Source organism: Lamprobacter sp., from assembly GCF_034860625.1.
In the GTDB taxonomy this organism is placed as follows: domain Bacteria; phylum Pseudomonadota; class Gammaproteobacteria; order Chromatiales; family Chromatiaceae; genus Lamprobacter.
In genome coordinates, this window is the sequence record NZ_JAYESN010000687.1 from 1 (window position 1) to 762 (window position 762).

Genomic DNA, 762 nt, shown 5'->3' on the forward strand with positions numbered 1-762 from the left:
CGGTGTCCAGAAGAGAGTCAGTAGGAGCGCGACGAGCATCACGCCGAGAGCGCTTGTGACAGCCCCGCTTTTTCGGGCAGGACTCTTTGGCCTCTGTGCTAGTTGCCTCTGTGCTGACTGCATTTTTGCTGATGCTAGCGAGCTTCCGTTCTGCTGCTGTGTGCAGCCATGGCGCGCGCCTGCACCGGCGCTGCAGCGAGATGTCCGCTGGTGCAGCTGGTGAAGATTTGGATGAGCCATGCTGGAGCCTTCTATCCAGCTAGAGCCTCCAGCCCGGCTAGAGCGGTCGATTTTATCTCTATTGATCACGAGATTCAGTCCTGTGGTGGGGGCGCGAGCACTTCGCGGTTACCGTTGGTCTCGGCGGGGCCGACGACGCCGATACGCTCCATCTCCTCGATCATGCGCGCGGCGCGGTTGTAGCCGATCTTCAGCCGCCGCTGCACGCCGGAGATCGAGGCGCGTCGACTCTCGACGACGATCTGCACCGCCTCGTCGAACAGTGGGTCTTGGTCCTCGACATCGCCGCCGCCCTTGGGTTCCGGGTCGATGCCAGGGAGATGATCGGAGGGTTCTTGCAGGATATTCTCGATGTAGTCGGGCGTCCCCTGCTGCTTGAGGAAGTCGACCACCTTATGCACCTCGTGGTCGTCAACGAAGGCGCCATGAACGCGCTGCGAGATGCTGCCACCGGGCGGCAGGTAGAGCATGTCGCCATGGCCCAGCAGGTGCTCGGCGCCCATCTGATCGAGCACGGTGCGT

Annotated in this window: 1 protein-coding gene; it reads right to left on the minus strand. The window is 62.3% G+C overall.

The window, feature by feature from the left end; all coding sequences use genetic code 11:
• Positions 1-314 precede the first annotated feature (314 nt).
• Positions 315-762: DNA translocase FtsK (locus tag VBE63_RS30770; RefSeq protein WP_323686740.1), on the minus strand; the 448-nt coding region annotated here is incomplete at its 5' end.